Annotated in this window: 17 protein-coding genes and 2 tRNA genes; 11 read left to right on the top strand and 8 right to left on the bottom strand. The window is 61.7% G+C overall.

From position 1 onward, the window contains the following. Positions 1-43: 43 nt before the first annotated feature. The gene (locus H8S62_RS05175; RefSeq protein ID WP_186918762.1) at positions 44-424 is read right to left on the bottom strand and encodes a ComEA family DNA-binding protein; all 381 of its coding nucleotides are present in this window, start codon (positions 422-424) and stop codon (positions 44-46) included. A 98-nt stretch (positions 425-522) separates the two neighbouring features. Here H8S62_RS05175 and H8S62_RS05180 point away from each other — a divergent pair, with 98 nt between their 5' ends. The 5 genes from H8S62_RS05180 to cas1 all read left to right on the top strand — a co-directional run bounded on the left by H8S62_RS05180 (position 523) and on the right by cas1 (position 8,010). Then, positions 523-1,893 (top strand): D-alanyl-D-alanine carboxypeptidase family protein, encoded by a 1,371-nt coding sequence (locus tag H8S62_RS05180; protein WP_155148003.1) that lies wholly within the window; start codon positions 523-525, stop codon positions 1,891-1,893. Between the two features lie 199 nt (positions 1,894-2,092). Continuing rightward, entirely contained in the window at positions 2,093-2,455 is a 363-nt protein-coding gene (locus tag H8S62_RS05185; protein WP_155148005.1) for a BlaI/MecI/CopY family transcriptional regulator, read from the top strand. Next, a complete protein-coding gene (locus H8S62_RS05190; RefSeq protein ID WP_186918707.1) occupies positions 2,448-5,726 on the top strand; it encodes a M56 family metallopeptidase in 3,279 nt (1,092 codons plus the stop codon). Before H8S62_RS05185 ends, H8S62_RS05190 begins: the two co-directional genes overlap by 8 nt. A gap of 71 nt (positions 5,727-5,797) precedes the next feature. Then, positions 5,798-6,562: a MerR family transcriptional regulator gene (locus tag H8S62_RS05195; RefSeq protein WP_186918708.1), complete on the top strand. Its 765-nt coding sequence runs from the start codon at positions 5,798-5,800 to the stop codon at positions 6,560-6,562. Positions 6,563-7,017: 455 nt separating this feature from the next. Then, entirely contained in the window at positions 7,018-8,010 is a 993-nt protein-coding gene (gene cas1 / locus H8S62_RS18315; RefSeq protein ID WP_341481017.1) for a CRISPR-associated endonuclease Cas1, read from the top strand. Between the two features lie 4 nt (positions 8,011-8,014). Here the strand turns inward: cas1 and H8S62_RS05210 are convergent, their stop codons facing one another. From H8S62_RS05210 to H8S62_RS05220, 3 genes are all read right to left on the bottom strand, one after another. Further along, positions 8,015-9,712, bottom strand: coding sequence for a hypothetical protein (locus H8S62_RS05210; RefSeq protein ID WP_186918709.1), 1,698 nt, complete (start codon positions 9,710-9,712; stop codon positions 8,015-8,017). A gap of 228 nt (positions 9,713-9,940) precedes the next feature. Further along, a tRNA-Ala gene (locus H8S62_RS05215) sits at positions 9,941-10,016 on the bottom strand. A 38-nt stretch (positions 10,017-10,054) separates the two neighbouring features. Further along, positions 10,055-10,130, bottom strand: a tRNA-Ala gene (locus H8S62_RS05220). 244 nt (positions 10,131-10,374) lie between these two features. Between H8S62_RS05220 and H8S62_RS05225 the strand changes: the two genes are divergently transcribed. The 3 genes from H8S62_RS05225 to H8S62_RS05235 all read left to right on the top strand — a co-directional run bounded on the left by H8S62_RS05225 (position 10,375) and on the right by H8S62_RS05235 (position 14,186). Then, positions 10,375-10,848, top strand: coding sequence for a MarR family winged helix-turn-helix transcriptional regulator (locus H8S62_RS05225; protein ID WP_186918710.1), 474 nt, complete (start codon positions 10,375-10,377; stop codon positions 10,846-10,848). Positions 10,849-11,327: 479 nt separating this feature from the next. Continuing rightward, positions 11,328-12,722 (top strand): cytosine permease, encoded by a 1,395-nt coding sequence (locus tag H8S62_RS05230; RefSeq protein WP_186918711.1) that lies wholly within the window; start codon positions 11,328-11,330, stop codon positions 12,720-12,722. A gap of 18 nt (positions 12,723-12,740) precedes the next feature. After that, a complete protein-coding gene (locus H8S62_RS05235; RefSeq protein WP_186918712.1) occupies positions 12,741-14,186 on the top strand; it encodes a C69 family dipeptidase in 1,446 nt (481 codons plus the stop codon). Between the two features lie 49 nt (positions 14,187-14,235). Here H8S62_RS05235 and H8S62_RS05240 read toward each other — a convergent pair whose 3' ends face one another. From H8S62_RS05240 to H8S62_RS05250, 3 genes are all read right to left on the bottom strand, one after another. Beyond that, positions 14,236-16,068 (bottom strand): ABC transporter ATP-binding protein, encoded by a 1,833-nt coding sequence (locus H8S62_RS05240; protein WP_186918713.1) that lies wholly within the window; start codon positions 16,066-16,068, stop codon positions 14,236-14,238. Continuing rightward, positions 16,068-17,900, bottom strand: coding sequence for an ABC transporter ATP-binding protein (locus H8S62_RS05245; protein ID WP_186918714.1), 1,833 nt, complete (start codon positions 17,898-17,900; stop codon positions 16,068-16,070). The genes H8S62_RS05240 and H8S62_RS05245 overlap by 1 nt, the downstream gene beginning before the upstream one ends. A gap of 481 nt (positions 17,901-18,381) precedes the next feature. Further along, on the bottom strand, positions 18,382-20,769 hold the full coding sequence (locus tag H8S62_RS05250; protein WP_186918715.1) for an FMN-binding protein: 2,388 nt from the start codon (positions 20,767-20,769) through the stop codon (positions 18,382-18,384). 262 nt (positions 20,770-21,031) lie between these two features. On the opposite strand from H8S62_RS05250, the gene H8S62_RS05255 reads away from it, so the two are divergent. Beyond that, entirely contained in the window at positions 21,032-21,685 is a 654-nt protein-coding gene (locus tag H8S62_RS05255; protein WP_155148026.1) for an HAD family hydrolase, read from the top strand. Positions 21,686-21,757: 72 nt separating this feature from the next. Here the strand turns inward: H8S62_RS05255 and H8S62_RS05260 are convergent, their stop codons facing one another. After that, positions 21,758-23,218 carry a GntR family transcriptional regulator gene (locus H8S62_RS05260; protein WP_186918716.1) on the bottom strand — a complete coding sequence of 487 codons (1,461 nt, stop codon included), beginning with the start codon at positions 23,216-23,218 and terminating at the stop codon, positions 21,758-21,760. A gap of 194 nt (positions 23,219-23,412) precedes the next feature. On the opposite strand from H8S62_RS05260, the gene H8S62_RS05265 reads away from it, so the two are divergent. Both H8S62_RS05265 and H8S62_RS05270 read left to right on the top strand, forming a co-directional pair. Further along, positions 23,413-23,766 (top strand): Hpt domain-containing protein, encoded by a 354-nt coding sequence (locus H8S62_RS05265; RefSeq protein WP_173023549.1) that lies wholly within the window; start codon positions 23,413-23,415, stop codon positions 23,764-23,766. A 22-nt stretch (positions 23,767-23,788) separates the two neighbouring features. After that, complete coding sequence (locus H8S62_RS05270; protein ID WP_341481018.1) at positions 23,789-25,870, top strand: GGDEF/HDGYP domain-containing response regulator; 2,082 nt, start codon at positions 23,789-23,791, stop codon at positions 25,868-25,870. Positions 25,871-25,875: the final 5 nt, after the last annotated feature.

Genomic DNA, 25,875 nt, shown 5'->3' on the forward strand with positions numbered 1-25,875 from the left:
CCTCCATACCCCTGTCAGACCTCAAACCGGGAGCGTTCCGCCGTCATTCCACCGTGATCTGCTCCAAAAGCCCCGCCAGTATGCTCTCGCCGATGCCCTTTACCCTGGTCAGATCCTCCGCGATGCGGAAGGGGCCGTGCGCCTCCCGGTAGGCGATGATGTCCTCCGCCCGCTTCTCCCCGATGCCCGGCAGGGTCTGGAGGGTCTCGCTGTCGGCGGTGTTGATGTTGATTTTCCCGTCCGGGCCCCCGCCGCCGGTGGGCGCGGGCAGCGCCAGCGGCGTCTCCCCGGGGGAGAGCGTCCGCTGGACCTCCACCCGGATCGGCTCCGCCGCAGTGCTTCCGCGGAGGAACCAGCCCCCCGCGAAGGCCAGAAAGGCGGCGGTGAGAAGCAGAATGACGAATTCCAGCTTTGAAATCTTCATCAAATTGTAACCACCTTCCCGGTTGCGCCCCCTGTCCCGGTTTGCTATAATAGACATGACTTTTAAAAAGATTATAACACAAGATGCGGGAGTTTCCTATGAAAAAAAATCGTCTCTTTTCCCTCCTCCTGGCCGCCGCCCTCTGCGCCGGCCTCCTCACCCCCCTGGCCGCCGCCACCCCCTCGGTGGACGGGATGCACATCGACGGCAAGGCGGCCATTCTGGTGGACACCGCCGACGGCGAGATTCTCTACGAGCAGAACGCCCATGAGAAGATGTACCCCGCCAGCATCACCAAGGTGATGACCGCCCTGCTCACCATTGAGGCCATCGACGAGGGCCGCTTCACCCTGGAGCAGGAGATCACCGCCAGCAACACGGTGAACGACCGGATGATTTCCGGCGCCTCCACCCAGAACATCAAGGCGGGCGAGATTATGCCGCTGAAGGACGTGCTGGCCTGCGCCCTCATCCCCTCCGCCAACGAGGCCTGCAATATCCTGGCCGAGACCATCGGCGGCGGCATTGAGGGCTTCGTGGAGATGATGAACGCCAAGGCGAAGGAGCTGGGCTGCGAGGGCACCAACTTCACCAATCCCCACGGCCTTCACGACGACAACCACTACACCACCGCCTACGATATCTACCTCATCTGCAACGAGGCCATGAAGTACCCCCTCTTCCGGGAGCTGGTCACCTCCATGGACTACACCGTCCCCGCCACCAATATGAGCGGCGAGCGTCATTTCTGGGACACCAACGCCCTGATCACCAGCTGGCGCGTCCAGGGCTATACTTACGAGTACGCCACCGGCATCAAGACCGGCTACACCCCCGAGGCGGGCTACTGCCTGGCCTCCGCCGCCACCAAGGGGGACCGCTCCCTCATCGCTGTGGTGCTGGGCTGCACCCGGGTGGAGGGCACCACCGGCAGCGAGGGCCACACCTATTTTTCCGAGAGCAAGCGGCTTTTGCAGTGGGGCTTCTCCAACTTCTCCCGCCAGACCGTTATGGACGCCACCAAGCCCCTCCTCTCCGTCCCCGTGACCCTCTCCGAGCAGGCCGACAAGGTGGTGGCCGAGCCCAACGGCACCATCTCCGCCACCCTCCCCAACGACGCCGTCATCGACGACTTCGAGAAGGATGTGGAGTCCTACTACGAGACCCTGACCGCCCCCGTGGAGAAGGGCATGGTTCTGGGTAAGGTCACCCTCCGCTACGAGGGCAAGGAGTACGGCACGCTGGACCTGGTGGCCGTGGACAGCGTGGCGCGCTCGGAGCTGCTCTACAACCTGGACCGCATTGAAAAATTCTTCTCCCAGACCTGGGTGAAGGCCGCGCTGCTGGCCCTCATCCTCCTGATTCTCTTCCTGATCGTCCGTTTCCTGGTCTTCGGCGGCCGCCGCCGGAGAAGCCGGGGCTACGGCAGCCGGGGCGGCCGGGGCTACAGCGGACGCCGCCGCAGGTAATCGGCTTTCCAAAGGCCGGGCAGTTAAACTGCCCGGCCTTTTTTTGTGCCCACGTTCAATGAACTGCGAAAGAGAGCCCGCCGCCGCACCCCCGGCGAGCCCGCACCCTCGCCAAACGCCCTTGACAGAAGTGGTTTGTCGGGATAAACTATCTGTATCAACAGGTTTCTTCTAACAAACCATTTTGGAGGCCGCCGTTATGGAAGATTATAAATTGTACGATGCGGAGTACCGCCTCATGGATCTCATCTGGTCCCTGGAGCCGGTGAACTCCACCGCCCTCTCCAAGCTCTGCCTGGAGCGTTTCGGCTGGAAAAAGCCCACCACCTACAACCTTCTGCGCAAGCTGGGGGAGCGGGGCTTCCTCAGGAACGAGGCCGCCACCGTCACCGCTCTGGTGAAGCGGGAGCAGGTGCGGCAGTACGAGAGCGAGGCCGTGGTGGAGAAATCCTTCGGCGGCTCCCTCCCCGCCTTTGTCGCCGCCTTTCTCAGGGGCCGCAGGCTCTCTGCCGATGAGGCGCGGGCGCTGCGCCAAATGATTGAGGAGGCCGGAGATGAGTGACTTGTTTGCCCATACCCTCCCTGTCCTCTTCGCCGCCCTCCTGCGGATGTCCGCCGTGGCCGCCCTCTGCGCCCTGGCGGTGATGCTCCTGCGGGCCGTTTTGAAAAAGCTGGGCGCCCCCCGGGGCATCGTCTTCCTGCTCTGGGCGGTGGTGCTGTTCCGCATGGTCTGCCCCTTCTCCTTTGAGAGTCCCGCCGCCGTCCTCTCCTCCAAGCCCCTGGGCCTGGGCTGGACCGACGGCGTCCCGGCGGCGCCCCCGGCCCCTGCCTTCACCGCCCCGGCAGCCCCCTCCGGCACAGCCGCCGTCCCGGAGGCGCCCCCTGCCCCATCCCTCCCCGCCGTCTCCACACAGCCGGAGGGGGCCGGCTTTTCCGCGGCGGGCGTGCTCTCCATCCTCTGGGCCGCTGGCCTGCTGGCCCTCTGCTGCTGGACGGGCCTCTCCTATTTCCGCCTGAAGCGCCGGGTGGAAGCCGCAGTCCGCACCGCCGACGGCGTCTGGGAGACCGACCGCATCGACAGCCCCTTCGTTCTGGGCTTTTTCCCGCCGAAAATTTATCTTCCCCCGGGTCTCAGCGGCGACACCCGGAGCTATGTCCTCCTCCATGAGCGCTCCCATATCCGCCGCGGGGACCATGTCGTCAAGGCCGCCGCCTTCCTGGCCCTGGCCGTCCACTGGTTTAACCCCGTGCTCTGGCTGGCGTGGGCGCTTGCCTGCCGGGACATGGAGGCGGCCTGCGACGAATCGGTGCTACGCCAAAGCGGGGAGGATATCCGCAGGGGCTACTCCGCCGCCCTCCTCGCACTGGCCTCCTCCCGTCCGGTGCGGACGCCCCTGGCCTTCGGGGAGAACGGCGTGAAGGGCCGTATCCAGGGCGTTCTGCGCTGGCGCAGGAGCCTGCCCCTGGCAGCGGCGGCCTTTGCCCTGCTGGCCCTGGCCCTGGGCTTCGTCCTGGCCGCCGACCCGGTGGCCCTGCCCGAGACACCCCCCAGCCTGACCGTGAGCATCCCCGGCAAAGCCGACTTCCAGTGCGAAGCCTATCCCACCCACTGGGGCGGCGGGGACGGCGGCCCTTTCCCCGTCACGCAGATGCGCCCACTGATTTCCGCCGAGGTGGGCGACGCCGTTCACCTCACCTTCTGGTCGGATCTGCCGGATGAAATCGTCATTGAGGACTACCTGCTGGACGGAGGCGCTTCGCCTCCCGTCCAGCGGATTCAGGACACCGCGCCCGACGGGAGCTTCTACCTCCCCGCCCACAGCGCCTCCACCGGAATCGGCTCCGAGGAGCGGACCATTGTCGTCCGCTGCCGCTGGAACAGCGGCCTGCGCTATCGGGAATGTGAGTACGGCTTCCGTATGCTGGTCCCCTCCGTCCAGAGCGGGGACTACCCAGCCCCAATCGCGCAGGCGGGCAACCGGCCGCTCTACCTGATTGAGTCGGAGGACGCCCCCTCCGTCTCCGGGGACCAGGCCGTGACGGTCACACCCGGCGTAGTCCTCGCCGTCTCCTTTTCCTCCGACGTTTCCGTGGACTGCCGCGTCCAGCTCTTCCGCCGGGAGACCCTGGAGCCGCTGGGCGGGGAAATCGGCTCTGCCTCAGCCCGCTCCTTTCAGCTCCCGGACGGCGCCGACGGCGCGGTTCTCCTGAACATCCTCTGTACCTACGAAGACGGCAGGACCGGAAGCTGGTGGAGCCTGCTGGAGGTCCTTGCCGACGTCCCGCCGGAGGTCGACCAGGAGGTCAGCTTCGACGCGGGCAGGCTCCCAGCCCTCCGCTACCCCGGCGACGCGGACTGGACGCCCCTCCTCCCCCTGCTCCCCGCCCCCGCCGGCTGGGCCGGAGATGAGACGGCCGCCCGGGACAGCGCCGTCACCCTGGAGGGGATTGACGGCGGCCTCGCCGTCCAGGCGGGCTTCACCACCTCCAGAGAGGGCTGGGCGGTGGTCTCCATCGGCACCGGCGTGGGCTGGGCGGATATTTACTTCTACCGCTCCCACGACGGCGGGTACACCTGGACCGAGTACGGCCGCCCGGAGGCCGCCAAGTGGTACGCCAAATTGGCCGGCTTTTCCGACCCGGACCACGGCGTCATCTGCGTGGATCTCTTCAACGGCGCGCCCATCTTCACCACCGCCGACGGCGGCAGGACCTGGGAAGCGCTGGATGTCTCCCGGATTTACGCCGATGTGGGCGGATCCGGCGTGCCGGACGATTCGGTCTATCTGGCCGACTCACTCCTCCTCCAGGGGGACTGGGGCTTCATCACCCTGGAGTGCCGGAGCGGGAGCTGGCCGCCCATCTGCCTCTACACCACCGACCGCTTTAAGACCTTCGCCGCCATCGACCGCTTCTGTCTCCCCGCGGGGGACGAGGCGGGCTACCGTATCGTCAGCCTCACCGGAGACGACGCCTCCATGGACCTCACCCTGGCCCTGCTGGACGGGGACGGGGGTGAGAGCGGCAGGACCGTCCTCCGCTACGACGGCTACGCCTGGCGCCGGGATCAGCCCATCCCGGACCCGGCGTCCCTGTCGGTGGACGACCTCCCCGCGCCCACATATATGGACTACGGCGGGGAGCACCGGCTGAGCACGCCTCCCAGCGCGGTCTACAACGACCCCATACGGGTGCTGGCCGATCTGCCCGGGGCGGATATCACCCTCTACGGCCTCAACGAGCGTATCAGCGGCAGCCGCGGTGTGCTCCTGCGCCGGGGGCGCAGCCTGGACTACTACCCCGGCATCGCCTACCACGAGGGCCCACAGAACATTCAGGCCGAAATGGCTCTGGGCGACTATGACGGCGACGGCTCCGACGAGCTGGCCGTTGCGGTTTGTACCGGCGTGGGGACCGACGTCAGCGTGCATGAGCTGCACATCTTCGAGCTTCAGGGCGGCGGCTTCTCCCGGCCCGCCAGCCTCACGGAGGAGGACTTGCGCAGCCTGGTGACAGACTATGTGGACAGCGAGAGCTTGGTGGAGGACGGCCGTACCCTGATGGCCCTCTACTGGTCCGGCACGAAACAGGTGTGCGACCTGACGGCCCTGTCGGAAGATAGTAAGCTGTGGGAACACGCCGCGCCCGCCGACCAGTACCATTTCGACCTCACCGGCGTTCCCATTCGGGCGAGCACCGTGCTGTCGGTCCGCGGGAGCGTGGGCTTCATCGCCGATTACTCCGCCGACGCGGTCTACGACGGCGCGTCCATCTCCCTGGACTGGCATACCGGCCGGGTGGAGGTATACGACGAATATCAATTGGCAGAATAAAGTTTTCTTTTTCTCTTGACTTTGACGCAGCGTCAAGGTCTATACTCTCCATTGTCAGGAGGGACGCCACTATGGAATACGCCATCAAGGCGCTGGCCGAGCTGGCCGGCGTGACCACCCGGACCCTGCGCTGGTACGACAGGGAGGGGCTACTCCATCCCCTGCGCACCACGCAGGCGGGTTACCGCATCTACGGCCCGGAGCAGGTGGACAGGCTCCAGCAGATCCTGTTTTACCGGGAGCTGGGGTTTGAGCTGGCGGACATCCGCTCCATGCTGGACGACCCGGCCTTTGACCGTCAGACGGCGCTGCAGAGCCACCTGGCGGCCCTGGAGGACCGGCGCGCCCGGCTGGACGCCCTCATCCTGACCGTCCACAGGACCATTGAGAGTACGAAAGGAGGACATACCATGTCCGACAGAGAAAAATTTGAGGCCTTCAAGCGCGACGCCATCGCCGAGAACGAGGCCAAATACGGCGCGGAGATCCGCAGGAAATACGGCGAGGCCGCCGTGGAGGGCAGCAACAAGCTGCTGGAGAAGATGAGCCGGGAGGAGTACGACCGCATGAGCGCCATCGGGGAGGCGCTTCAGCGGCGGCTTGAGGCCGCCGTCACAGCCGGCGTCTCCCCCGAGGGCGAGGAGGGCCGCGCCATCGCCGCCCTCCACAGGGAGTGGCTCTCCTTCACCTGGCCCAGCTATTCCCCCCAGGCCCACGCGGGCCTCGCCGAGATGTACGTGGCCGACGAGCGCTTCACCGCCTACTACGACAAGTCCGTCCCCGGCTGCGCCGCCTTCCTGTGCCGCGCGGTGGCGGCCTACGCAGCTTCACTGTAGGGCGATATTCCGCCCCGCCGCAGAACCCCCGCCCCTGTCCTCAACGGTAAAAAGCCCGTCCGCGTGAGAAAACGCGGACGGGCTTTTGCAATGCGGCTGTTTGCGCATCGTATTCAATCATCTATGCGGTTTTGCTTTGGTGTCCTCAATCTCGCGCTCGGGCGGGCCCACATGGTAGAGCCACTCTAGAATCCTCGCACCGTGGAGGGCGATCTGTACCACCGGCAGGCCCACGACGAGAAGCAGCGGGAGCGGCGGGGTGATACCCTGATCCTGCGGGATCTGCCGGTATGCTCCCCGCCGCTCGGCGTCTCAGGGCGGTGCGACGTGGTGGAGTTCCACGCCGATCTCCAAGGCGTCCCCCTCCGGGGCGAGGACGGCCTTTGGCGGCCCTATCCCGCGGAGTTCAAGCGGGGCGCGCCCCCCAAGTCCCACAGCGCCGATGAACTGCAGCTGTGCGCCCCATCCCGGAGGGAGCGCTCTTCTACGGCGAGACCCGGCGGCGGACGGCGGCGCCCTTCACACAGGAGCTGCGGGGGCAGGTGCGGGACATGCCGGCGGAGACGCACCGGCACGCCCGCCGGGGGTATACGCCCAGAGTCAAGCCATCCAAAGCCTGCAGCGCCCGTTCTCTGGAAGAACTCTGCCTGACCGCTCTGCTGCGGGAGCGCACGGCGGGGGCCTATCTGCGCCGGGCCATGAGACAGCTGCTGAATACCCTGTTCGTCACCTCGGAGGACATCTACCTCTCCCTGGACGGGGAGAACGTCGCGGCCAACCGGGAAAAAGAGGTGCTGGCCCGGTACCCCCTGCACACCCTGTCCGGCATCATCTTCTTCGCCTATCCCGGGGCCTCCCCCGCCCTCATGGAGGCCTGTGCCCGGCGGGGCGTGTTCCTGGCCTTCCGCACCCCCAGGGGAAAATTCCTGGCCCGGGCCTGCGGCGAGGCCAACGGCAGCGTCCTGCTCCGGCGGGAACAGTACCGCTGGGCGGGCGACCCGGCCCAGAGCTGCCGGGCGGCCCGCTCCATGGTGTTCGGGAAGCTGTACAACGCCTACTGGAGCATTGAGCGCCCCCGGCTGGATCACGGCCTGCGCGCGGAGGACGCTCGGCTGGACTCCTACATGGGCTTTCTCCACCGGGACTGCCCCGGCCGGAGCTCCCTGGCTCTGGATCTGATGGAGGAGCTGCGCCCCTGCATGGCGGACCGCTTCGTCCTCACCCTGGTCAACAACCGGGTGCTCAAGCAGGCGGATTTCGACTTCCGGGAGAGCGGCGGGGTCTATTTGACGGACGAGGCCCGGCGCGCCTTCCTGCAACGGCGGCAGGAACGGAAGCGGGAAACGCCGACCCATCCGTTTCTGGGCGAGATAATCCCCTGGGGGCTCCTGACCCCATCGGTTACGTACCCCTCTATATGGAGTTTGGAGATGCGCTTCAATACATAGGAAGTTATTCAGTCTGCGGCTGTCTGCTGGAAGCTACAATATTGTCATGATGAATCTTGATATCTAAAATAATTTTGAACAGCGCTTCAAAAGCCTTCTCGGTAGTAGCGCTGATGGGAACTTCTCCCTTACAAATATGCCCAGCAAACTGCATTTTGCTCAGCGCATAGTTAATCTCTGATTCAGTGCTCAGAGAGAGGACTCTTTCCTTAGTCGAACCATTAATGACCCGAATACTCCTTGCCCCGCAGGCAGCTCTGTTTATACAGAGGCGGTCCAACACAGGAGCCCTCCCATATTGGTCAAACTCATTTCCCAAGTAGAGTCGGCGCTCTACACCATCACTACACATAAATGTGGATTTAATTTCCTCATCCAAGTATAGATGTTCAATACAAATGTCCGGAGTAGCCACCCTGTGGGGCGGGACAGGAAGTACCAGGGAATAGACATTGTTCCCCCAATATTTAAAGCTGCCTTGGGTGGGTGCAAGAGCTTTCACCACATCAGCACGGTCGCGGTCGGCGATAAAAATGAGAATTTCTCGATTTGTTGTTAGGGAAAAGGAACGGCACATTTCGCATAGTTTGGTCCCATCCATATCCATGTGAATCGCAGTAGACACACCGCTGTTTTCAGACTCATATTCTAGAAATTTAAGATCGAGCCTGGAAAAGGCGTATTGCTCTCTACAACGCTGCCAGTGAAATTTCATGTGTTTCCAATCTGTGGGACCCTCTGTAAAAATATTTATTTCTGCACCGAAAGCCAGTCGGCGCTTATAATCATTATAGTAAAGATTGCGCAGTGCTTCATCTGCATAGGGAAGAAACTCCTCAAAACGGTCCATGACATCAAGCTGTTCCAGATAGGGGCTATAGCTGACTCCTGGGTCGTCCTTATATGTACTGCGCCATAAGAAATGTCGGCTTACGCCGATTAACGCATCATCCAACAGATAGTAATCCGCGCCATCCAGATACTCAAATTCTTGACACAACATTTGAAAAATATGCGCATCAGAGGCAACGGCGCTGATCGTTTTCACCGTCCCAGATGGCATAGGCAACTGAAAAAAGGCATAATTTTTCCCCAGGTAGGGATTTTGCAGCAGAGCCGCCGACACAAACTGCGTGTCTGGAGAGACTGTGGATACACTGCCGCACTCCAATTTCAGAGGAAGACCACCTTTATAACCAAGCCTGCTCACCAGATCGTTAACGAGAATGGATAAAAGTTCCTCATCATTCATAGCGTGAACTGATTCGAAATAGTTTTTACAACTCTGAATAAACGCATTGGCCTCATCAAATCCACTCGGCACACCACGATATCCCACTCTGCTGGTCATGCCACGACACATAGTGGGCTCTGTCCAGGTACAGACAAAGCCATGACTGTGATCCTTTAGGAAATTGGAAAAGTACTTTTGCTCCAATTTGGTTCTCTCATTTAAAGCAAGAATATCTATATCGCTGGCTGAGAGCTCCTCAAGCCGGCCAGTGGGAAGGTCAACATAGTCGAAAGTGAGATAAAGATCCATCGAATCTTCAAAGGGGTCTACTTTAATGCCCAGCCAGAGAAATTCTTCACTGGCATCGCTGAGGTATTCAACAAACTCATCTTCATAGGCCCGGTATAGGTTCGGTATGCTATCGAGTTCGGCCAGATGCTGCTGCGCCAAATGACAGATTTTATCCATTGACACCCTTCTTTGTACTAAGATAATTAATAGACATGTTATCATATTTCATTCTCAATTGCACCTAAGATTAGTATAAAACCAGCGTTTTATGTGGCTCCTCGTTTCCTGACCATTAGGGGTATCGTTAAGCCGCCTGCAATTTTAGCAGACGACCGAGCTATACCCCCGTCAAGATCCAAAAAAACAAAGAAAAAGTCCCGAAATCATGTGATTTCGGGACTTTTGTGGTGGAGATAAGCGGGATCGAACCGCTGACCTCCTGAATGCCATTCAGGCGCTCTCCCAGCTGAGCTATACCCCCACGTAACCGTATTCAATTGTAGGTCCCAAAGGGACTTGTGGTGGAGATAAGCGGGATCGAACCGCTGACCTCCTGAATGCCATTCAGGCGCTCTCCCAGCTGAGCTATACCCCCACATATTGGTGTCTGCCGGGTATTTGTCCCGTACAGAACGAATGTTATTTTAGCAGGATAGCGCGTATTTGTCAATATCCTTTTTTCGTTTTCTTCCGCAAATTTTTGTTCGGGCCGCAGCGGGACCCTTCCCTGCCGGTAAAAAGTCTGTGCGGGCTTTTCTCTTGAGGTTTTTCCACCCCTGGGGTATAATGCCAATAGATATCCGTTCTTACCACACGCCGCCATTTTGAGGAGGTTTGGCATGACCGCCAAGGAACGCAAGCAGCTGGAGGCCTATATTGACAGCTATTACAGCAGCTATTTTCAGATGGACGCCGTCTATAACGAATGGGCCTCCGCCAACAAAATACAGGATACCACCCTCTTTGTGCTCAATGAGATCAGCAAGCAGGAGTTCTGTACCCAGCGCAGCCTGAAGGACAGCCTGGGCTACTCCAAGCAGACCATCTCCTGTTCCCTCCGGCGGCTGGAGCAGGACGGTATTATTACCCGCCAGCGCGCCCTCCACGATCAGCGCAACAACCTCATCCGCCTTACCCCCAAGGGGAAGGCCTATGCGGACAAGCTCCTCGCCCGCCTCCATGAGGCGGAGCGCCAGGCCTTTCAGCACCTGAGCAAGGAGGAGTGCGAGTGGGTGCTCACCGCCTTTCGCAAGCTGACCACCGCGCTGGCGGACAGCATCCGCGCAGACATCGCCGCCTCGGAGGAGGCCTGATACCGGCAGGGCCGCTTCTGCGGCCCTGCCTTTTTGTTTTTCATCCGCAGAATTTTTATTCATATTTCCAATATATATTCATTTTCTCGCGCGCACATATTGGTCAATTTTTTTACCAGATTAAATTTGGTATTTTTCTTAATTCATTCGCTGTAATGGTAAAATATTTTATCGTTTTTCTCCCTCCGGACTCTCATTTTCCATATTTTAATAATTATCAATGTGTTTCCTTTGTTTTTAAATTGCAAAATGGTAAATAATTTGACTATATAATATCGTTTTGCAATATTTCACCTGTGCGTTTTCACAAGGACCAATCTGAGTTTTTAATTATTGACACCCCTTTTCTGTGGCTTTTGCATTAATTTTTATGCTTGACAGAGTGCATTTTTGTGGATATATTTTATTTGCAGATGACGGGCGGCGCGCGACGCCCGCCGCAGAATTTGTTGCCACAATTAAAAAGGGAGTGAGTTCTGGTGGCTGATACAAACAAAGAGAACGTCGTCCGCGACTATGACATTGACGAGTATGTCCCAATGAACGCCAGATACTACGGCATCAAGGAGATGGCGTCGGTCTGGATTTGCGCCAACGCCAACCCCACCTCCTGGTATATGGGCACCATCGTGGGCGCTCTGGGGCTGGGCGGCGCCTTCCTAGCAGCCATTATCAGCAATCCTCTGGTCTATCTGATTCTGGCCCTGGTGGGCATCATGGGTTTCCGGGTGGCTTCCAGCACCATGGGCCTGGCCCGCGTCCCCTTCGGCATTGTGGGCAGCAAGCTGCCCTCTCTCATCAACGCCCTGCAGTTTGTGGGATGGTGCGGCGTCAACACTTATATCGCCGCAGTCCCCCTGGCGAGCCTCATCTCCAGCTTTACCGGCGCGGACCCCCACTCCAAGCCCATGATAGCCCTCTCCGTGATCATTATCCTGGCCATCACCAGCGTAATCGCTATTTTCGGCGGCGCGAAGCTCATCGGCATCGCCCAGAATATCGCAGTCATCTGCCTGATCGTCCTCAGCGTTTGGATTACGGTGCAGGTCTTCCGCACCTTTTCCTTCAGCGATATCGCGGCCTGGAAGCTGGAGGCCAATCCCGCCAACTCCGGCTGGGCCCTGCCCTTCGGCTCAGCGATGGACTCCTTCGCGGCCTTCGGCTTCGCCTGGGTCATGGCGGTGGCCGACTATACCCGCTACACCAAGAGCAAAACGGCGGCCACCGCGGCCCCCATGGCGGGCGCCGCTTTCGGTATGCTGTGGTTCTGCATGATTGGCGCGGTGAGCGCTATCGCGGTGGCGGTGCTCAACGGCGGTCTCTTCGACCCCACTTCCGCCGACCTGGGCTACATCTGCTCCTCTCTGGGTATGGGGCAGATCGCCAACGTGCTCATTGTGCTGTCCACCATTGCGGTGAATATGATCAACGTCTACTCCGGCGGATTCTCCACCGCCAACGTGAGCAGCAAGCTCTCCCCCAAGGTCTCTATGACCATCATCGCCGTGGGCTCGGTGCTGCTGGCCCTCACGCCCCTGGTACTGGGCAGTTTTCTGGACACCTTCCAGATTTTCCTGGGATACCTGGGCGCAGTGTTCCCGCCCTGCATCGCCATTCTGGTGGCGGACTACTTCTTTATCCGCAAAAAGAAGTACGACATCAGCCAGTTCAGCAATAAGAACGGCCCCTACTGGTACAAGAACGGCATTAACCCAGTAGCCATCGGCTGCTTCCTGCTGGGCGTGGCCGCCTACTTCGTGGGCCAGCAGATCCCCTTCGTCATGGCCTCCATCGGCGCGGTGTTCTTCTGCTTTATCATCACCGGCGCCGCCTACCTGATCGCCGCCAAGGCCCTGATGAAAGAAACGCGATAAGAGAGGAGAATTGCCGCTATGTGTTTTTCCGTCATTGTGGGCAGGAATGCCAGCGCCGCCGGCCATGTGCTCCTGGCCGCCAACGACGACTGGCCCGGATGTCCGGGCCATGTGCACTACGTACCCCGCCGGGCCTGGGACGGCGGGGATACCTTTCTCACCGTTAAGGGCACGCCCATCCCCCAGGTCCCGCTGACCTACGGCTATACCTATTCCGCAGCCGCCTACGAGACCGGCACGCGCCGCGTCTCCTGGGCGGATGGAGTCAACGACCAGAGGGTGGCGGTCTCCATGCAGGGGGTCTACGCCTTTGCCGATTACCAGAAGGAGGGAGATCTGCTGGAGTGTGACGACCTGGTCATTCTGATGCTGGAGCGGGGCAGGACCGCCCGGCAGGCCATTGAGACGGCGGGGGAACTGATCGCCCGGTACGGCTACTCCGTCTCCACCATTGACGGAGCCGAGGGGACCGTCTGCATGGCCGTGGCCGACCCGGAGGAGGGCTTCTTCCTGGAGCTGGGTCCCGGCGGCTACTGGTGCGCCCGGCGGGTGTCCGACGACCAGGTGGAGTGCCGTCCCAACTGCTTCGGCATCGGCGAGGTGGACTTTGAGGACCACGAGAATTTTCTCTGCTCCCCCGGCCTCTATGAGCTGGCGGTGGAGAAGGGGCTGGTCCGCAGCGGAGAAAAGCTCAACTTTGCCGCCGCCTTCGGCGGGGACTCCACCGATTTGAACCCCGGCTACGGCGGGGCGCTGAATCCGGTGAATACCCTGCGGAAATGGCGGGTATTCAACAAGCTGGGCGGGCTGAACCTGCCGCCCGAGGCCCCGGTCTACGGCTGTGTCCCCAGGGAGCCCGTCACCCTGCGGGGACTCATGGACCTGATGCGGGACGGGCTGGAGGGCACGGAGTACAGCCTTGGGACGGCTCCCGAGGCCGGACGCTTCCACAACCCCTTCTGGATGGAGATCAGCACCAGCATCGCCCAGGGGGGCACGGTCGTCTGCATGATTGCCGACCTCTCCCCCGCGCTTGCGCAGGAGCTGGGCTGCCCGGTCTGGTTCGCGTTCAGCAACGCCCGGCTGGCCCCCTTCGTCCCCTGCTACACCGGAGGGCGCGGCCTGCCGGAGGCCTACCAGCGGGGCGAGTGCGGCGCATTCAACCCCGCAGACGCCTGGTGGGCCTTCCAGGAGACCGCCGAGCTCTGCTGCCGCAATTACGAGGCCATCGCCCCCGTGGAGGTCGTTCCCGTCTACGAGGCCATGGAGGACCGGTTCTTCGCCGCCCTGGCCCGGGCGGAGGACGAGGCTGTGAAGCGGTTTGGTCAGGACCCGGAGGGCGCGCGGGACTATCTGGCCGGGGTGACCGGCGCTATGGCCGAAGAGGCCATGGAGACCGCGCTGAAAATCGGCCGGAGAATCAAGGGGAAATACCTCTGCAATACCATCCTGGAATGGATATAGAGATAAAGACGGCGGGGCAAAGTCCATCAGGACTTTGCCCCGCCGTCTTTTATTGCGCCTGGAGCGCCCGGAGCGCCGCCTCCTCGGCGAACTGCTTGCTGTAAAGCGTGTGGTAATACCCCTTGCGGCGCAGAAGCTCCTCGTGCTTACCCTGCTCCACGATGCGGCCGTCCCGGACCACCAGAATGAGGTCCGCGTGGCGGATGGTGGAGAGCCGGTGGGCGATGAGGAAGGAGGTGCGCCCCTCCAGCAGGTGGGAGATGGCGTTTTGAATCAGCTGCTCCGTCTCCGTGTCGATGGAGGAGGTAGCCTCGTCCAGCACGAAAATCCGCGGGTCGGCCAAAACCGCCCGGGCGAAGGAGATGAGCTGCTTCTCGCCGGTGGAGAGGCGGTCGCCCCCCTCACCCACCGGGCTGTCGTATCCCCGGTCCAGCTTCTTCACCACCGTGTCGGCGCTCACCGCCTCGGCGGCGGCTTTGATCTCAGCCTCGGTGGCGTCCAGCCGGCCATAGCGGATATTCTCCATCACCGTGCCGGAGAAGAGATGGGGGGCCTGGAGGACGTAGCCGATGTTGGAGTGTAACCAGAGCTGGGAGCGCCGGCGGTAGTCCACGCCGTCGATGAGGATGCGGCCCGCCGTGGGCTCGAAGAAGCGGCAGGCCAGGTTTACCAGGGTGCTCTTCCCCGCCCCGGTCTCCCCCACGATGGCCACGGTGGTCCCGGCGGGAATATGGAGGCTGAAGTGGCTCAGCACCTCCTCATTGCCGTCGGGGTACTGAAAGGACACGTCCTCGAAGGTAATGTCCCCCTTGATGGGGGGCCAGTTCTCCTTCTTGGGGTGGAAGGTGTCGCCGTATTGCTCCACCACCTCGGGAGCGTCGCTGATGAGGGGCTTCTCGTCCAAAAGACCGGTAACGCGCTCAATATTGGCCTGGATAGAGATAAAGTCGGCCATGTTTCGGGCGAGCTGCTGGATGGGCTCGAAGATGCCCGCCGCATAGGAGGCGAAGGCGGAAAGAGTGCCCAGCAGCAGAAGTCCCTCCCTCACCAGGAAGCCGCCCCTGGCCAGAACCACCGCCGTGGCGATGGAGCTGACGAAGAGGACCAGCGGGATATAGACGGCGCTGAGGCGGGCGGCCTTCACGGAGGAGGCGCGCATATCTCCGGTGAGCTTCTGAAAACCGGCAAAATTCTGGTCCTCAATGACCAGGGTCTTGGAGGTCTTTGCCCCGGTGATGCCCTCGTTGAAGGCGCCGGTAATCTTGGAGTTGGCCTTGCGCACCTTGCGGTTCCAGTGGAGGATGCGGTTTTGAAAATACCAGGTCAGCAGGGCGATGGCGGGCACCACCAGGATAACCAGCAGGGCCAGCTGGACGTTGAGCATCAGCATGGCGATGAAGACGCCGATCACATAGGAGAAGGCCCAGAGCATATCGAAGAAGTTCCAGGCCACCAGGGCAGCTATGCGGTTGGTGTCGCTCATGACCCGGGAGTGGATATAGCCCACCGGGGTCACGTTGTAGTAGGAGAAGGACAGAGTCTGGAGGTGGACGAAGCAGGCCTTTTTCATGTCCCGGCCGAACATCATCTCAAGCCGCATGGAGCCCCGGGTGAAGGCCACCACGAAGAGGGCCTGGAGGATAATGGCGGCTGCATAGGCCCCGCCGAAGCCGGCTACCCCGGCAGTGGTATTCCCCTCAATAAAGCGGTCGATGGCATACCGCTGGAAGAGGGGGAGCAGAATGTCGATAAAGGCGCACAGGAAGATAAAGACAAAGATTTGAATGAGGGTCTTCCTATAGGGCCTTAGGTAAGGGAAAAGCGCTTTCCACACCCGCCAGTCAAAGGACTGGGCATATTCCTTCTCGTCGTAGGCGGCCATCAGTCGTCCCCCCCTTCCTCCAGGAGGACCCGGTCCTCGCTGTTCATCTGAATGTCGTAAATGCGCCTATAGATGCCGCCCCTCTCCATAAGCTGGGCGTGGGTGCCCTCCTCGGCCACCCGGCCGTCCTCCAGGACCAGGATGCGGTCGGCCTGCATGAGGGTGGTGACGCGGTGGGAGATGAGGACCACGGTGCTGCCCTCCTCGTGCTCCCTGAGGGCGGCGCGGATCTGCGCGTCGGTCTCGGCGTCCACTGCGGAGAGGGAGTCGTCAAAGACCATGATGGGCGCGCCCTGCATCAGCATCCGGGCGATGGCCACGCGCTGCTTCTGCCCGCCGGAGAGGGTGACCCCCCGCTCCCCCACCATGGTGTCGTACCCCAGGGAGAGCTCCGCCATGGCGGCGTCCACGCAGGCGGTGGCTGCGGCGGCGCGGACCTCCTCCAGGCTCGCCATGGGCCGTGTGGCCTTGATGTTCTCCTCGATGGTGCGTGAGAAGAGGAAGGGCTCCTGGAGGACCATGCCGATGTTCCTGCGCAGGTATTCCCGGGGAATGCTGCGGATGTCCACGCCGCCGATGGTGATGCGCCCGCCGCCCTCAGGAAGGTCGTAGAGCCTGTCCAGAAGGTGCATGAGGGTGCTCTTGCCGCTGCCCGTACCGCCAAGAATGGCGAAGGTGGACCCGGCAGGGATAGTAAAGGAAATATCCTTAACGGTACTCCCCTGCTCCTCATAGCCGAAGGATACGTGGTCGAAGACGATATCCCGGTCCATGGGCGGCTCCACCGGCTCCGCCGGGCCGGGCTCCTCCTTGGCGTCCAGGATATATTTTACGCGGTCGATGGACACGCCCGCCTTGCTCATCTCGGAGAGGATGCGGCCCAGTGCCCGCACAGGCCAGACCATGGCCGCGTTATAGGACATAAAGGCCAGGAATTCGCCGGCGGTGACGCCGCCGCCCACGGTCTCGTACACGCCCACCAGCAGGACGGTCATAATCTGCAGCCCGGTGATGAGGTCGCCGCTGGCCCAGTACGCGCTCATCAGCTTGCCCAGCTTGATCCAGAGGTCTGTAAAGCGTTGATTCTTTACATCAAAGCGGTCAATCTCGTACTGCTCCCGGCCAAAGGCCCGGACCACCCGGACGCCGGTCAGGTTCTCCTGAACGGTGGTGGAGAGCTCCCCCTCCGCCTCGTCGGCGGCCAGGAAGCGCTTTGCAATCTTGGTGTAGAAGAAGAAGGAGTAGCCCATGATGATGGGCAGGAACCCCAGGGCCACCAGTGAGATCTTCACATTCATGGAGAACATCACAACGAGATAGAAAACGACCATAAAGGCGGTGCGGAAGACCTCCAGGAGCTGGTTGGTGACAAAGTTGCGGATAACGTCCACGTCGGAGGTACAGCGCTGGATAATCTCGCCGGTCTGGTGGGCTGTGTGCCAGGAGAAGGGCAGCTTTTGAATATGGTCGTAGAGTCCGTCCCGCAGGCCCTTGACGAAGTTCTCCGAGCATTTTGCGGTCCAGATGCGGGAGAGGTAGTTGCACACCCCGGAAAGGACCGCCGCCGCCAGAATGGCCGCCGCCGCCAGGATGAGTCCGCGGGTAAGCTCCAGACTGTCCAGCCTCAGGAGGGACACCAGCGGTTCCGGCAGGGCGAAGGGCTCCGGGCCGATGACGGAGTCCACGGTGGTGCGGATAATCTGGGGCGTGGCGGCATTGAAGACCGTGTTGAGCATGGAGAGGGTCAGCGCGCCTGTGAAGAGCCAGAGGCTCGGACGCAGAAAGCGCCATATCAGGGCGGCCTTGCCGCCCCCGGTCTGTGTCGGGTCCATGGGGACCTCCTTTCTCGCGGGGCGGCAGAACCGCCCCCTACACTCATTTGGGTACAAAAAAACCGCGGCAAGCAACGCCACGGCAACCTGATCTATAAGCGCTCCCGGCATCCGGGCGCAGCGGCTGGTCGTCCACGGGTCGTACCTATTCTGTTCTCACCCGCTTCGTTCCAAACATCCCGAACACCCTTTCCGCCGTCATCTCGAAAATCTGTTTCTCTACTCTAACCCAGGGCGTGGAATTTGTCAAGAGGAAGCGGTGGACGGACAGCAGAAAAGCGGAAATTGATAAGGCCGCGGAGGCTCTCCAATGAATCCGTATCCGTCCCAGAACCGAACGGGGCTCTTTTCCCGCCGGGCTTTCACATTTCAGTTCTTATTTTCTGTCCGTCTCAATCATAGCCGCAGCCCCGGCCATGTCCTTTCGGACACAGCCGGGGCTGCATGACTGAAGAGTAAAATATAAGCTGACTGGTTCGGTTTAGCCCTCAAGGTCCTCCACGGCAGCCTTGCCGGCAATCCGGCCGGAGGTGTAGGCCCAGCCCTGGGCCGCGCCGCCATAGGTGACGTACTCGCGCTGCTCGCTGAACAGAACGCCCAGGGAGTCGGTGCCCACCGCGTACAGGCCGTTGATGGGCGTGGCGTTGTCGCTGCCCAGAACCTGCATGTCGGTGTTCACGTCCAGGCCGCCCACGGTGGAGTAGATGTAGGACGCGCCCACGAAGGCGTAGTAGGGACCCTCATTCGCGATGGACATGGTGAGGTAGTCGGCGCTCTTGCCGAACTCGGTGTCCTCGCCGGCGGCCACAGCTGCGTTGTAACGGCCGACATTTTCAGTCAGGGTGGCGGGGTCCATGCCAGTGATCTCGGCCAGCTCCTCCAGGGTGTCCGCCTTGTAGGCGATGCCCTTCTCGATGCACAGGTCGATGACGTCGTAGACCTCGGGGATGGGCTTGCCGCCGTCGATGCCGCCCTGGCAGGTCAGGTCGTCGCCGAAGCCCGCGCCGGGCAGGCCGTTCTCCTTGACGGACTGGAAGTAGTCGTCGGACCAGATGGTGTAGTACCTGGGACCGGACTTCCAGGTCTGGAAGGTGCCAGCCTCGTTGGAAAAGCGAGCGCCGTCCATGCCCACCTGGAGGGCGTAGGCCGCGCTGGCGAGGGCGTTGGGGAAGTCGTTGAGGGAGTTGCGGCGGGGCAGCGCGGACCAGAAGCCCACGTCGTTCTCATCGCCCACGATCTCCACGGGGTACTCGTGCAGGGTGATGGGCGCGCCCTGGAGATGGACCATGGGGGGCATGCCAATGTTATAGGTACCCGCGCCGATATCCAGTGCGGAGGCGAAGATCTTGCCGTCGTTCTGGGTCATGCCGTACATATTCCAGGCGCCCTGGAGGGGGTAGTACTCGTTGGAGAGGTACTGCTCCTGGAGCTCGGCGTTGTTGGAGAAGCCGCCGGTGGCGGTAATGACCGCCTTGGCGTTGATGGTGTACTCGGTGCCGTCGTAGCCCACGGCCTTCACGCCGGTGACGGTGTTGGACGCCTTATCGTAGATAAGCTCGGTGCCCTCGACCTCCAGGAGGTACTTGCCGCCCAGCTTCTCATAGTCGGCGATGATGGCGTCGAACATCTCGCCGGTCTCCTTCTTCCAGTTACCGTAGCCCTGGCCGGTGTACTGGAACTTGCAGTAGAAAATGTCCTCAGGCGTGAAGCCGCGCTGAGGGCCGCCGTACTCCCAGCCCTCGCCGTCGGGGGAACCCTCGCCGTAGTCGAAGCCGTGGCTGATGAGCCAGTCGATGGTGGGGCCGGACTCCTCAAAGAAGAGGTCCAGCAGCTCCTGCTTGGCGTCGCCCTTGGTAAAGTTGTTCCAATCGGCCTTCATGGCCTCGGCGTCCACGTAGTCCTTGCCGCCGTGGTAGGTGGCGTCGTATTCAGGGGCGTTGATGCCCATGGTGTCGGCGGTGATGCAGGAGGTGCCGCCGTACTTGCCGGCCTTGTCGATGGCCAGGACGGAGACCTTGGAGGCGTCGCCCCCGTTGGCAGCGTACATGGCCTCGGCGGCGCTCATGGCGGCGGCGGTGCCGGAGCCGCCCATACCCACCACCAGGATATCGGTGTCGATGGTCTCCTGCTTGCCGACCTTCTCGGGCACGGTGTAGAAGCTCTCGATGGCGCTCTCGTCCGCGCCGCCCGCGGCCAGGGCGTCCTTCAGCGCGGCCTCGGTGGCCAGCTTGATGCCGGTGCTGGAGCCGGTGGCGCCGGTGATGGCGTCCACCCGGACGGATTGGGCGTCCAGCATGCGGGGAACAATCTTCTCCATGGCGGCGGTGACAAACGGGTAGGTCTCGGCGTTCTCGCCCAGCTCGATCTTCTCAATGGCGGTCTCGCTGACGGTGACCTTCACCTCCAGGGGCTGGAGGAGAGAGAAGCCGCTGGCAGTGGCCGTGTACGTGCCGGGCTTCATGGCGACCGCGCCGGCAGTGGGCTCGCTCTCGCCCTTGGCCTCGGCGATGGCGGCCTTCACGGCGCTCTTGATGGCGTTGGAGGTCATGGTGGCGCCGGAGGTGCCGTCCACGTCGGCGCTGTTCGCCTCTTTAATCTTGCCGGGGAGTTCCTTGAGGGCGTTGCCGCCGATATTCTCGGTCTCGCTCTCGCCCACGGCGGCCACGTCGGTGATCACGCCGTCGGTGAAGGTGACGGTGACGCTCACCTCGCCGCCGTAGCCCTGGGCGGTCTTGGTGATGGTCTTTACCTCGGGCGCGGCAGACGCGCTTGGGGTAGGGGTCGGCTCCGCCTCCTTGGGCGTACAAGCTGCCAGAGACAGCACCATAGCGCCCGCGAGAAGCAGGGAGCCCAGCTTCTTCGTGTTCATGCTAGTTTCCTCCTCTTAACTTTATTTCCTGGCGGAAATAGTTTGATGCAAAATTAACATAGCAGATTGCAAATTCAAAATCAAGGCGTTTTCCCATAACCTATCACAAGTGATAGGGGGAGTTGATAGTCCCCTGTTGGTCAAGTCGCCAAAAGGAGAGGAAGGGCCCCGCAGGGTATGGCGCGGCGGGCGGCGGAGTTGTATAATGGACGCTAATCTGCAATGAAATTTCAACAGCCAAGACAGAGAAAAGGTGGATTTTATGCGATATGATACGGTCATTTTCGACCTGGACGGGACGCTGCTGGACACGCTTCAGGATCTGGCCGACAGCGTCAACTACGCGCTGAACGTCAATGCCCTGCCCCAGCGTACTGTGGACGAGGTGCGCCGCTTCGTGGGCAGCGGGGTGGCCCGGCTCGTGGCCCGGGCGGTGCCCGAGGGCACGCCGGAGAACCTGGTGTCCAAGGTGCTGGCCGACTTCCGGGCCCACTACGTCCTCAACATGGAGAACCGGACCGCCCCCTACCCGGGTGTGCTGGAGCTGCTGCGGCGGCTGCGCGCGGAAGGCTTTCACCTTGCCATTGTCTCCAACAAATTCGACGCCGCCGTGAAGGGCCTGGCCCAGGCCTATTTTGAGGGGCTGCTCCCCGTCGCTATCGGCGAGGCCGCCGGGATTTCCCGCAAGCCCGCGCCGGACACGGTGTTCAAAGCCCTGAGGGAGCTGGGCGCGGACGCCGGCCGGGCCGTCTACGTGGGCGATTCCGACGTGGACATCCAGACCGCCGGCAGCGCCGGCCTCCCCTGCATCTCGGTGTCCTGGGGCTTCCGGGACCGGGCCTTTCTGCTGGAGCACGGGGCCGGGTTGATCGTGGACGACACCGAGGCGCTGTACCGGGCGCTGACGGCGGAATAGAACATAGCTGAGGTTTTTTGACAGTCTGAAGCGGGGCCATGCAACTTGCATGGCCCCGCTTCTTATACGCTCTTATTCCATCCCGGAGAGTTCCGCCGGGGCGGCAACCGCCTCTGCGCCGGCCACCTTCAGCTCCAGCAGGGTCTGCTTTGACGTACGGAAATTGTCCGCGGCCACCCGCCGGAAAAGCTGGGCAAAGCACGCGCCGTCGCGCTGAGTCAGACTCTCCCGGAGCTGCGAGGAGAGGGCGGACCAGCAGTCCACCCGCTCCTCCCCGGTCTCGTTCAGCCGCAGCACGCTCCCCTTCAGCAGCTGAAGGGTGATCTTTCCGTAGATCTCACGGACGGCCGCAAGGGGACACTCCCGCGTCACCGCCTGCAGGCAGGCGCTGATGGCGTTTACCATACCGGCCTTCCGGTCGCCCGACGACACCGCGTCAGTCAGTCCCCGGAGGGTCTCTCCGCTCAGGTGGGGAAAGGTATACTCCAGCACCGGGGCGCAGGTGAGGGCGAAGAGCTGAACCGCCTCCAGGAAGTCCAGCAGGTTCTCGTCCAGCATCAGGCCCCTGCGTTTTTGCAGCAGCGTCGCATCCCCGGCGAAGATCACCCGGGTGCCCACGCCGTTGATGGTGGCGGTGACGCCCAGCTGATTCAGCACGCCGACGGTCCGCCGGATGGTGATCGTCGACACATGGTAGATGTCCGCCAGCGCCCCAACCGAGGGCAGGAGCGTTCCCACCGGATACTTCCCCTGATTAATCCCACAGACCAAATCGATTGCGATAACGTCGCAGTAGCGGGTACGCCCCTTGTTCGGCTCCCACTGGAAGGCCGCCGGGGCTTCTGCGGCGCTTGCCGCCGCCCCGTCCAGAAATTGCTCGGGAAGCGCAAAAAAGCGCTGTGCCGCGTCCCGCTGCCGCCGAAACGCCGCGGAGAAGTTCCCCCCTTCACAGTCCTGCAGGCTCCGCAGCGTCCCCTCCGACAGCTCCCGCAGAAGGACGCCGCTCTCCCCGCCGGTCTGCTCTGAGAGGATATCGAGGAGCGCGCTCCCGGCGAACGCGCCCACGTCGTAGTAGAGACTCAGCACGGTCCGGCTCCCCAGGGCCCTCAGCGCCCTCTCAAAGCCTCTGTACAGGTACTTCGCCCGCTGGGCGCACTCGGCATCCGCCTCCGGCGGTGCCGGCAGCTGCCCAGACTCCATCCGGCAAATTCCCTCCACTGTAATGGCGGGTGAGAGTAACTCCAGGCTCCTGCAGAGATCCGCCAGCGCCAGCGCCCGGGCGCGGAAGACCGGGCTGTCCAGGTAGTTATGATAGGGCTTGGCAATCACCAGCGTCTCCCTCCCGCGGCAGAGCTGCACCAGCCCCGCCCGCTCCAGCGCCTTGAGGGCCCGCTGCGCCGGGCAGTAGGACACGCGAAAGCGCCGGGCGATCTCCTGTACGGAGGGGAACCGCTCGCCGTCGTCGAAAAAACCAAGCTGGATCTGTCCCGCGAGGCTGCGGTATATCGTCTGTTCCTGACTGTTGATTGACATCTTGCACCGCCTTTCCTGCTCAATTATAACGGTATTTTGAGTTTATTTCCATATATTCGAGCAAAAAAGCAGGATTCAACATTCAGACCCGTTGTAATTCAATTTCTTTGTCTCAATTTGCAACAATGTGATTGTCTCTTTCGATATCTTGGACTATAATGTATCAATATATTATGATCAAAGGGGATGGTCCGGTGAACTTGAGAGAATGCTACGCCGCCGCTGCCGCCGATTACGACGACGTGATGCGCAGATTTATGAGTGAAAACCGGGTTGATCGTTTTCTGACCATGTTCCTCAGGGACGGCAGCTTCGAGCTGCTCTGCTCCGCCATGGATGCGGGGGATTATCAGGACGCCTTCCGCGCGGTACATACAATCAAGGGCATCTCCATGAATCTCAGTCTGAACGCCCTGCGTGACGCCTGCATAGAGCTGACGGAAAATCTGCGCGCCGGGACGCCCGACGACCGCACCCAGCCGTGCTTTGACCGGGTCCGCGAGGAGTACCACCGGACCCGCGCGGCCATTCGCAGCCATTTGAATTAAGCGCCCGGGACACGGGTGGGAGGTGTCTGGCACGGAACAGAAATACGAGATACTGATTGTAGACGACGCGGAGATCAACCGCTCCATGCTGGCCGACATGCTGGCCGACAGGTATGCCGTCTCGGAGGCGGCCAACGGTTTGGAGGCGGTCTCCATTATGGAAAAGTACCACGCGGAGCTCTCCCTGGTGCTGCTGGATATTATGATGCCGGAGATGAACGGCTTTGAGGTTCTGGCCTACATGAGCAAGAGCGAGTGGCTGAGCAGCGTGCCCGTCATTATGATCTCGGCGGAGACCTCCTCCTCTTATATCGACCAGGCCTACGATCTGGGGGCCACCGACTACATCAGCCGCCCCTTCGACGAGAAGACGGTCCAGCGCCGGGTAAAAAACACCATTATGCTCTACGCCAAGCAGAAGATGCTGGAGAGCATGGTGACCGAGCAAATCCTGGAGAAGGAGCGCAACAACTTCCTGATGGTGGAGATTCTCTCCAACATCGTGGAATTCCGCAACGGCGAGAGTGGGATGCATGTGCTGCATATCCGCACCATCACCGACCTGCTGCTGCGCCATCTGGTCCATATGACAGGCCGCTACCCACTGACCCCCGGCCGGATCGCGCTGATTGTCAACGCCTCCTCCCTCCACGACATTGGAAAAATATCCATCCCGGAGCACATTCTCAACAAGCCCGGCAAGCTGACGCCGGAGGAGTTCGGGATTATGAAAACCCACAGCGAGATCGGCGCCCGGATTCTGGAGAACGCCCCCTGCCACCAGAATGAGGAGCTGATCCAAATCGCCCATGAAATCTGCCGGTGGCACCATGAGCGGTATGACGGCCATGGCTACCCCGACGGACTCAAGGGCGACGAAATCCCCATCTCTGCCCAGGTGGTGGCTGTGGCGGACGTATACGACGCGCTCACCAACGAGCGCATTTACAAGCCCGCCTATTCCCATGAGGCCGCCATGCGGATGATCCTCAACGGCGAGTGCGGCGTCTTCAATCCCATCCTCCTGCAGTGCCTCATCGAGATGGGGCCGCGGATCGCGGAGGAGATGGCCAAGAGCACCACGGAGCAGATCTCCGCCTCCGAGATCTCCAGCATCTCCTCCCAGGTGCTGAGCACCGGGAAGGTCTCCAGCCGTACCCTCGCCCTGCTGGAGCAGGAGCGGACCAAATATCAATTCTTCGCCTCCATGTCCAAGGAGATTCAGTACGAGTACAGTCTGAGCACCGATCTGCTGACCCTCTCCGACTGGGGCGCCGCTCAGCTTGGGCTGCCTGAGCTGATTCCCCACCCGGAGCACAATGCCGAGCTGCACAAGGTCCTCTCGTACGACGATCTGCACGATCTCTTTGGCCGGCTGACCGCCGCCACGCCCGAAAACCCGTTGATTCACGCCGTCTACGCGCTGAACATTCACGGCCAGCAGCGCTGGTACAAGGTGGTGGCCCGGCCCCTGTGGGTGGGGGACGAGCACCCGGTGATGACCGGGACCATCGGCAAATTCTCCGACGTACACGAGGAGCGTCTCCAGCTGGAGGCGCTGAAAGAGCAGGCGGAGCAGGACTCCCTCACAAAGCTCCACAACCATATGTCCGCCCGGGCGCAGATTGAGTCCGCCCTGGTGAAGGGCAGGGCGGAGAAGTACGCGCTGATTCTCTTCGACCTGGACCTCTTCAAGAACGCCAACGACCGGTACGGGCATATGTTCGGCGACGAGGTGCTGAAGGACGTGGCCCGGCGGATTGTCCAGAACATCCGCCAGGAGGACATCGCCGCCCGAATCGGCGGAGACGAGTTTTTGATTTTCACCCCCTATAAAGATGAGGTGGAGCCCATGGTCAGCCGCCTGTTTGAGGCCATCGCCGGCAGATACGCCCAGTTTGACGTCTCCCTCAGCATGGGCGTGTCCATCGCGCCCAAGGACGGCAAAAATTATGAGCTGCTGTTCCACCGGGCGGATCAGGCCCTCTACGCAGCCAAGCAGCACGGACGGAAGCGCTACTGCTTTTACGACGACTCGGTCAGAGGCACCCTCTCCGTCCTCTCCCCCATGGAGAGCGACCTCGCAGGTCCGGACCCCATATAAATCGC

Origin of the sequence: Lawsonibacter faecis (assembly GCF_014287675.1) — a bacterium.
Lineage (GTDB): Bacteria > Bacillota > Clostridia > Oscillospirales > Oscillospiraceae > Pseudoflavonifractor > Pseudoflavonifractor faecis.